The organism is Crocosphaera sp. Alani8, from assembly GCF_038442745.1.
Classification (GTDB): domain Bacteria; phylum Cyanobacteriota; class Cyanobacteriia; order Cyanobacteriales; family Microcystaceae; genus Crocosphaera.
In genome coordinates this window covers 1-7251 of record NZ_JARVCN010000168.1, presented here as the reverse complement: position 1 = coordinate 7251, position 7251 = coordinate 1, and the positions used below count along the sequence as shown (strand labels likewise).

The 7251-nt window shown below is 41.4% G+C and carries 9 protein-coding genes; 3 read left to right on the top strand and 6 right to left on the bottom strand.

Annotated elements, in window-relative coordinates; genetic code table 11:
- Nucleotides 1–51: 51 nt before the first annotated feature.
- The 6 genes from rpsJ to P9B04_RS11280 all read right to left on the bottom strand — a co-directional run bounded on the left by rpsJ (nucleotide 52) and on the right by P9B04_RS11280 (nucleotide 5449).
- Entirely contained in the window at nucleotides 52–369 is a 318-nt protein-coding gene (rpsJ, locus tag P9B04_RS11305) for a 30S ribosomal protein S10 (RefSeq protein ID WP_342055091.1), read from the bottom strand.
- A 107-nt stretch (nucleotides 370–476) separates the two neighbouring features.
- Nucleotides 477–1706 (bottom strand): elongation factor Tu, encoded by a 1230-nt coding sequence (gene tuf / locus P9B04_RS11300; RefSeq protein WP_342055090.1) that lies wholly within the window; start codon nucleotides 1704–1706, stop codon nucleotides 477–479.
- 115 nt (nucleotides 1707–1821) lie between these two features.
- The gene (fusA, locus tag P9B04_RS11295; RefSeq protein WP_342055089.1) at nucleotides 1822–3915 is read right to left on the bottom strand and encodes an elongation factor G; all 2094 of its coding nucleotides are present in this window, start codon (nucleotides 3913–3915) and stop codon (nucleotides 1822–1824) included.
- 137 nt (nucleotides 3916–4052) lie between these two features.
- Nucleotides 4053–4523: a 30S ribosomal protein S7 gene (gene rpsG / locus P9B04_RS11290; protein WP_342055088.1), complete on the bottom strand. Its 471-nt coding sequence runs from the start codon at nucleotides 4521–4523 to the stop codon at nucleotides 4053–4055.
- 109 nt (nucleotides 4524–4632) lie between these two features.
- Entirely contained in the window at nucleotides 4633–5007 is a 375-nt protein-coding gene (gene rpsL / locus P9B04_RS11285; RefSeq protein WP_007310088.1) for a 30S ribosomal protein S12, read from the bottom strand.
- A gap of 115 nt (nucleotides 5008–5122) precedes the next feature.
- Complete coding sequence (locus tag P9B04_RS11280) at nucleotides 5123–5449, bottom strand: HesB/IscA family protein (RefSeq protein WP_342055087.1); 327 nt, start codon at nucleotides 5447–5449, stop codon at nucleotides 5123–5125.
- A 373-nt stretch (nucleotides 5450–5822) separates the two neighbouring features.
- On the opposite strand from P9B04_RS11280, the gene P9B04_RS11275 reads away from it, so the two are divergent.
- From P9B04_RS11275 to P9B04_RS11265, 3 genes are all read left to right on the top strand, one after another.
- Nucleotides 5823–6563: a HEAT repeat domain-containing protein gene (locus tag P9B04_RS11275; protein ID WP_342055086.1), complete on the top strand. Its 741-nt coding sequence runs from the start codon at nucleotides 5823–5825 to the stop codon at nucleotides 6561–6563.
- Nucleotides 6564–6574: 11 nt separating this feature from the next.
- Nucleotides 6575–6781: a hypothetical protein gene (locus P9B04_RS11270; RefSeq protein WP_342055085.1), complete on the top strand. Its 207-nt coding sequence runs from the start codon at nucleotides 6575–6577 to the stop codon at nucleotides 6779–6781.
- A gap of 128 nt (nucleotides 6782–6909) precedes the next feature.
- A complete protein-coding gene (locus P9B04_RS11265; RefSeq protein WP_342055084.1) occupies nucleotides 6910–7152 on the top strand; it encodes a DUF4926 domain-containing protein in 243 nt (80 codons plus the stop codon).
- The last annotated feature ends 99 nt before the right edge of the window (nucleotides 7153–7251 follow it).

Here is a 7251-nt window from a genome sequence, read left to right as displayed (position 1 = left end):
ATATGAGGAAGCCCACCCTGTACCGCCTAAGCGGTCAGGGTTGGGAGGATGTCACAGTTTAACTTCGATTTCCACACCGGCAGGAAGATCTAACTTCATCAGCGCATCAATAGTCTTAGAAGAAGGTTGATAAATATCAATAATGCGTCTGTGGGTTCTGGTTTCAAAATGTTCTCGTGAGTCCTTATCAACGTGAGGCGATCGCAGAACACAGTAGATCCGTCTTTTTGTTGGTAGAGGTATGGGACCAATGGCCGTTGCGTCGGTACGGTTCGCAGTATCAACTATTTTTTCGCAGGAAGCGTCTAATAAACGGCGATCGAAGGCTTTTAAACGGATACGGATTTTTTGTTGTGCTAAAGCAGCCATAAGGTTTAATTGTCAAGGTTCAGTAATTTACAGCAAAAAAAGTTTCGGGAAAATAAAGTGACCAGTTAAGGTAATTTAACTGGTCACTGATTCATTGTTCGGTTGTCCTACTTAACAATTTTAGAAACAACGCCAGCACCGATGGTGCGGCCACCCTCGCGGATAGCAAAACGCATTCCTTGTTCAATGGCAATAGCGTTGATTAACTCTACAGTCATTTTAATGCGATCGCCAGGCATAACCATGTCCACTGCACTACCATCATCCGCCGTATAGCTTTTAATGGTGCCAGTTACATCGGTGGTTCTTACATAGAACTGAGGACGATAATTGGCGAAGAAAGGTGTGTGACGACCTCCTTCTTCCTTGGTGAGAACGTAAACTTCACCTTCAAACTCGGTGTGAGGAGTGATAGAACCGGGTTTAGCGATCACCATACCCCGTTCGATGTCTTCTTTTTTCACACCCCGTAGGAGTAAACCGACGTTATCCCCTGCCATCCCTTCATCGAGGGTTTTCTGGAACATTTCTACCCCAGTTACGGTGGTGCTTTGGGTGTCTCTGATACCAACGATCTCGATGGTTTCACCTACTTTAACCTTACCCCGTTCGATACGTCCGGTGGCTACGGTACCCCGACCAGAGATAGAGAATACGTCTTCAACTGCCATTAGGAAAGGTTTATCTATTTCCCGTTCGGGTTCGGGGATGTTGCCATCTACCTCTTCCATGAGTTTGAGGATTTTATCAGTCCACTGGTTTTCCCCAGGAGCAAGTTTATCATTCTCCTTAAGAGCTTCTACCGCCATTAAAGCAGAGCCTGTGACAATGGGAATATCGTCTCCAGGAAAGTCGTACTCGGTGAGGAGTTCCCGTACTTCGAGTTCAACCAATTCTAATAGTTCCTCGTCGTCTACTTGGTCTTCTTTGTTCAAGAAAACCACCAGACTGGGAACCCCAACCTGTTTAGCTAAGAGGATGTGTTCACGGGTTTGAGGCATGGGTCCATCGGCAGCGGATACTACTAAGATACCGCCGTCCATTTGTGCAGCCCCTGTGATCATGTTTTTCACATAGTCAGCGTGACCTGGACAGTCCACGTGAGCATAGTGACGGTTAGTGGTTTCGTATTCAACGTGAGCGGTATTGATGGTGATACCCCGTGCTTTTTCTTCGGGGGCAGCATCGATATCTTCGTAGTTACGAGCCTTTGCACTACCGGCAGCTGCTAATGTCATGGTAATAGCAGCAGTTAGGGTTGTTTTCCCGTGGTCAACGTGACCGATAGTACCGATGTTAACGTGAGGTTTAGTCCGTTCAAATTTTGCGCGTGCCATGAATTAATTGTTCCTTTTTTGTCTTCTTTATTCTAAGCAGTGATGTTTTTTCGTCACCAGTGACCATAGTTTATTATCCACTATGAATGGTTAACTATGCACTAATTCCCAATAATCATTCACTGTCGTAGGTGTAGGCGTTCCCTGTGTTTTTTAGGACAATCGCTTCTGCGACGTTTCTGGGAACTTCTGCATAATGGCTAAATTCCATAGAGAAGGTTCCCCGTCCTTGGGTTTTTGACCGAATATCGGTCGCGTAACCAAACATTTCTGCTAGTGGAACGTTAGCAGAAATCTTGGCAAGTCCGTCTTCGCTGTTCATCCCCTCTATTTGACCCCTACGGGAGTTGAGATCCCCGATCACATCTCCTAAGAAGTCTTCTGGAACTTCTATTTCTAGTTCCATCATGGGTTCGAGGAGAACAGGAGAAGCTTTTTTGACGGCATCACGAATGGCCATGGAACCGGCAATTTTAAAGGCAATTTCCGAGGAGTCAACGTCGTGAAAAGAACCGTCTACTAAGGTGACTTTAACATCAATTAGGGGATAACCGGCAATAATACCGGAGTTACAGGTTTCTTTCATCCCTTGTTCCGCCGGAGAAATAAACTCTTTGGGAATAGCTCCCCCGACAATCTTGGAGACAAACTCAAAACCACTACCTGCTTCGGCTGGTTCGAGTTCAACCACCACATGGCCGTATTGGCCTTTACCACCGCTTTGACGGATGTATTTGCCTTCTGCCTCGCTTGCTTTACGGATGGTTTCACGATAGGCAACTTGGGGTTTACCGACGCTTGCTTCTACTTTATATTCTCGCAACATCCGGTCCACCAGGATTTCTAGATGCAGTTCTCCCATTCCTGCGATGACAGTTTGGTTTGTCTCGGGATCAACACTGACTTTAAAGGTGGGATCTTCGTCAGATAACGCTTGCAAGGCTTTGGATAGTTTTTCCATGTCTTGCTTGGTTTTGGGTTCAACAGCTACGGAAATAACGGGTTCGGGGATGTACAACGATTCGAGGAGAATGGGGTTTTTCTCGTCACACAAGGTATCCCCTGTGATGGTATTCCGCAAGCCGATGACAGCTCCTAAGTCCCCTGCTCTGAGTTCGTCTACTTCGATGCGATCGTTGGATTTCAGCACAATTAGGCGAGATATTCGCTCTTTTTGTTCTTTGGTGGCGTTGTAGACGTAGTTGCCTTTTTCTAGCACCCCAGAATAAACCCTGATGAAAGTCAAACGACCGTAGGGATCTGAGGCTATTTTGAACGCTAGGGCAGAAAATGGTTCATTGTCGTCTGCTTTGCGGGTGTCTTCTCTGCCATCTTTAAGTAAACCTGTAATGGGGGGAACGTCCAGGGGAGAGGGTAAATAGTCCACCACCGCATCTAACAGTAATTGCACTCCTTTATTTTTGAAGGCAGAACCACATAACATGGGGATAATTGTCTTATCTAAAGTCCCTTTTCTTAATCCCTGTTTAATTTCTGCTTCGGTGAGTTGTTCTCCTTCAAGATACTTTTCTAGGAGGTTTTCATCGATTTCTGCTACTGCTTCGATGAGCTTGGTTCTATATTCTTCTGCCTGTTCTAAGTATTCCGAGGGAATTTCTGTGTCTTCGATATTTTGTCCTAAATCATCTTGATAAATTTTTGCTCGCATCCTCACTAAATCTACGATGCCCCGAAATTCCCCTTCTGTGCCGATTGGTATTTGAATAGGAACAGCGTTAGCTTTGAGGCGATCGCAGATTTGTTGGTGAACTTTGAAAAAATTAGCTCCGGTGCGATCCATTTTGTTGACAAAGGCGATACGAGGTACTTCGTAGCGGTTGGCCTGCCGCCACACCGTTTCTGACTGGGGTTGGACTCCTCCGACGGAACAAAATACTGCTATAACACCGTCCAGGACACGCATGGAACGTTCGACTTCGATGGTGAAGTCTACGTGACCTGGAGTATCGATGATGTTGATACGATGGTCAAGCCAGTTTGTGGTAATGGCTGCTGCCGTGATGGTGATGCCCCTTTCTTGTTCCTGGGCCATCCAATCCATAGTAGCTGTTCCTTCGTGAACCTCACCGAGTTTATACGCAATCCCAGTGTAAAAGAGAATGCGCTCTGTGGTGGTTGTTTTGCCCGCATCTATGTGGGCAGCAATGCCAATATTTCGTACCCTCTCTAGGGGAATACTCCGTCCCACAGCTACCTCCTTACGCTTTGCCTGGTTATGTTTCTGCCTGAAGGCGATTTATAAGCTTACACTATTTACAATTCTATACTTTTCTTTGGATAAATTTACCCTAGACGAGTAAGAATCTGAGGGTTAAGGTTAAATGTTTAGTAGCGGTAGTGAGCAAAGGCTTTGTTTGCGTCTGCCATACGGTGGGTTTCATCCCGTTTTTTCATGGCTGCTCCAGTTTCGTTGGCTGCGTCCATGATTTCATTGGCGAGCTTACCAGCCATGCTGCGACCACCCCTGATGCGAGAATAGCGAATCAACCACCTCAACGCCAGGGTTGTTCCTCTTGCTGGACGCACTTCCATAGGAACCTGATAAGTTGCTCCTCCCACTCGTCTTGCTTTAACTTCTACTAGGGGAGTAAGATTTTTGATCGCTTTTTCAAATACATCTATGGGTTCTTCGCCAGTCCTCTCTTTTATCATACTCATGGCATCGTACACAATGCCCGCAGCTACAGATTTTTTCCCACTTTTCATGACTCGACGAATTGTCATGTTCAACAGACAACTGTTATACATGGGATCGGGGGGAACGGGCTTTCTTTTGATGTTTCCTCGGCGCGACATAGTGGTTGGTTCCTTTGAACTAAATTAACGTTACAATTTTTTTCTTAAACGACCCTAGGGTTGTTTGCTGTTTTCAAGGTTCAATATTCTTACTCTAAGAGTAATCATTTTACTCTTTAGGTTTTTTGGTTCCGTACTTAGAACGACCTTGTTTACGATCTTTCACCCCTTGAGCATCCAGGGTTCCTCGAATTATATGATAACGTACACCGGGTAAGTCTTTTACCCTTCCTCCGCGAATCAATACCACAGAATGTTCTTGTAGGTTATGACCAATACCGGGTATGTAAGCGGTAACTTCAAACCCTGATGTTAAGCGAACCCTAGCAACTTTTCTGAGGGCAGAATTAGGCTTTTTAGGGGTGGTTGTATATACCCTTGTACATACCCCTCTTCGTTGGGGACACTGCTTAAGAGCAGGTGATTTTGTTTTCTTTTTCGCTTTGGAGCGTTCACTCCTAATTAACTGCTGAATGGTTGGCATAATTCCACATATAACAAGACTACTGCAATTTCTAATTTAGTAAAATCGCTGACAAATTCTCATTATACCAAAATGTTTTAAAGTCTGTCAACATAAGTTCCTGTCTGGCTCAACCCTATGCAATGGCAAACGATAAACCACAACGACAAGCGGTAGCAATTCGGGGGTTATGGAAGCGAAACCCTCCTCCCATCAAGTCTTCTGCGTAGTCTAAGCGTAGGTCTGATAAATAGTTTAAACTTTGTTCATCGATGAGTAGGGAAATGTCTTCTATGGTATGAAGGCGATCGCTGTTTTCTTTTTTCTCACACAAATCAAAGGTATAATACAACCCGTCACACCCTCCTGGTTTAACTCCTAAACGAAAGTAACTATCAGGTTGTTCACGGCTATTTTGCATCCGTTTTATTTCTTTTATAGCGGCGGGTGTTAGTTCAATCATAAGTATTTACTGTTCAACTTAAGTTTATTTTGTTGACCAAAACTACTATAATTTACCATGAATATTAAAGGTTATAGTAATGTTTTTTAGAAAGTAGCTTTCTTATTCTCTACTAAAAATTGTTCCTAATTTAAAATTCCATCATTAGTATACTTTTAATGTGGAAAAATCTTATAAAAATTATCATTTGATTATCAAACTAAGTTTTTTAGTAATCATCATCATTGGATAATTTTCGCCACGAAACCATTCAAAATGTGGGTGTATTAGACGATTATAATTTAGATTTTGGCAGAAAGATAATAATCTCTCCTAACCTACCAGATGAACAAGATATAATTGAGTTATTCTCGGGATAGATCCTTAACTTGTAATGACAGTTGATTTTTCAGCATATTTAGAGGCAACTTGTAATAATCCTAGATATACTAGGAGGGCAGCAGAGGCATTAGGGAAAATTGGTTCAGAGAAAGCTATTGAGGTCTTAGAAAGGGCTTTGAATGACTCTGATGGATTGGTTCGTGGCCAGGCATTATCCGCATTAAGGAAAATTGCTCCAGACAAAGCCATTGAGAGTTTAGAAAACGCTTTAAATGACTCTGATCAATATGTTGTTGAGCAAGCAGTATACGCATTAGAGGAAATTGGTTCAGAGACAACAATGAAATGTTTATCTACTTTCGTATTAAAGTGTGACGGGCAATATTATAATTATAGTTTTTTTGACATCCTTAATGCTTTAGAAACTATTCAAGATAAATGTCAAATCTATCAAAACCTTTGCTTACCTTTCCTAAAAATCCCTCAAAATTCCCTTATCTCTGATAGTAAGATAACAGAATATTGCTTAAAATATAGACAATATTATGATAAATCAAGACAACTAACTAAAGCAGGATTTAGTCTATCTAATCCCCAACAACTCAAACAAGCTATTAAACAACTCATTACCGAGAATATCGTTAGTCAATCTCAAGAAAATGATTATGGAATTTTGTATCACGTCAAAGGAGAATTAAACAGTGTTAATGATGACAAACTAGAAATGATTACCGTTTGGTTAAAACGAAAAATCGATCAGAAAATTCAATTTATTAGTTTAAAAATTATCTAATATAAATAGTCATGAAAACCGACAGAACAAACATTAATCAAAATACGGTTAACACTATGATTCCTTCCTTACAAGAAATTGCTAAACTTTCCCTAGAAGAAAGACATAAACTATTATCACCAATAATACAAGAAATTGCCGAAGATATTAACAATTATCCCGAATTAAATTTGTTTTTTCAGCTAGATGGAGAAGAATTGGAAGATAATGACGATTAATCCCAAAAGAAGCGAAATTTGGCAAGTTAATCTCGATAGAATGATTTTTTCTATCTTTCCTAATATTCAAAATTTCTGATTAATAACTCTAACAAAATTCATTTCTGAAATAGTGATTTTATCTAATTATGACTACTTTATATCAACCAGTTTTTTTAACTAAAGATGTCCCAGAATATGATCTAAAAAAAGGTGATACTGCTATATTAGTAGATATTTTTCCCCATCCCCAAGAAGGAGAAGAAGGTTATGTATTAGAAATTTGTGATAATAAAAGAGACTCACTTAATATTGTTATTTTCCCTAAATCTACTGTTAAAATGATGACTAACTCAGAAATTTTTATTTCCTATGCTTGGGGAGAAGATTAAGTTACAAGAAAAATATAAGAAAATTGATTTAGCTAATAGTTCAAGGGAGCGTGTCACTTTTGCGGGTGGGGTGTTAGTTAGCGGGCATGGTCCTACAAC

Excerpts from the sequence above, each read along its gene's own strand:
- rpsJ (WP_342055091.1), bottom strand. The coding sequence starts at position 369 with ATGGCTGCTTTAGCACAACAAAAAATCCGTATCCGTTTAAAAGCCTTC.
- P9B04_RS11280 (WP_342055087.1), bottom strand. The coding sequence starts at position 5,449 with ATGATTGAACTAACACCCGCCGCTATAAAAGAAATAAAACGGATGCAA.
- rpsL (WP_007310088.1), bottom strand. The coding sequence starts at position 5,007 with ATGCCAACCATTCAGCAGTTAATTAGGAGTGAACGCTCCAAAGCGAAA.
- rpsG (WP_342055088.1), bottom strand. The coding sequence starts at position 4,523 with ATGTCGCGCCGAGGAAACATCAAAAGAAAGCCCGTTCCCCCCGATCCC.
- tuf (WP_342055090.1), bottom strand. The coding sequence starts at position 1,706 with ATGGCACGCGCAAAATTTGAACGGACTAAACCTCACGTTAACATCGGT.
- P9B04_RS11275 (WP_342055086.1), top strand. The coding sequence starts at position 5,823 with ATGACAGTTGATTTTTCAGCATATTTAGAGGCAACTTGTAATAATCCT.
- P9B04_RS11270 (WP_342055085.1), top strand. The coding sequence starts at position 6,575 with ATGAAAACCGACAGAACAAACATTAATCAAAATACGGTTAACACTATG.
- P9B04_RS11265 (WP_342055084.1), top strand. The coding sequence starts at position 6,910 with ATGACTACTTTATATCAACCAGTTTTTTTAACTAAAGATGTCCCAGAA.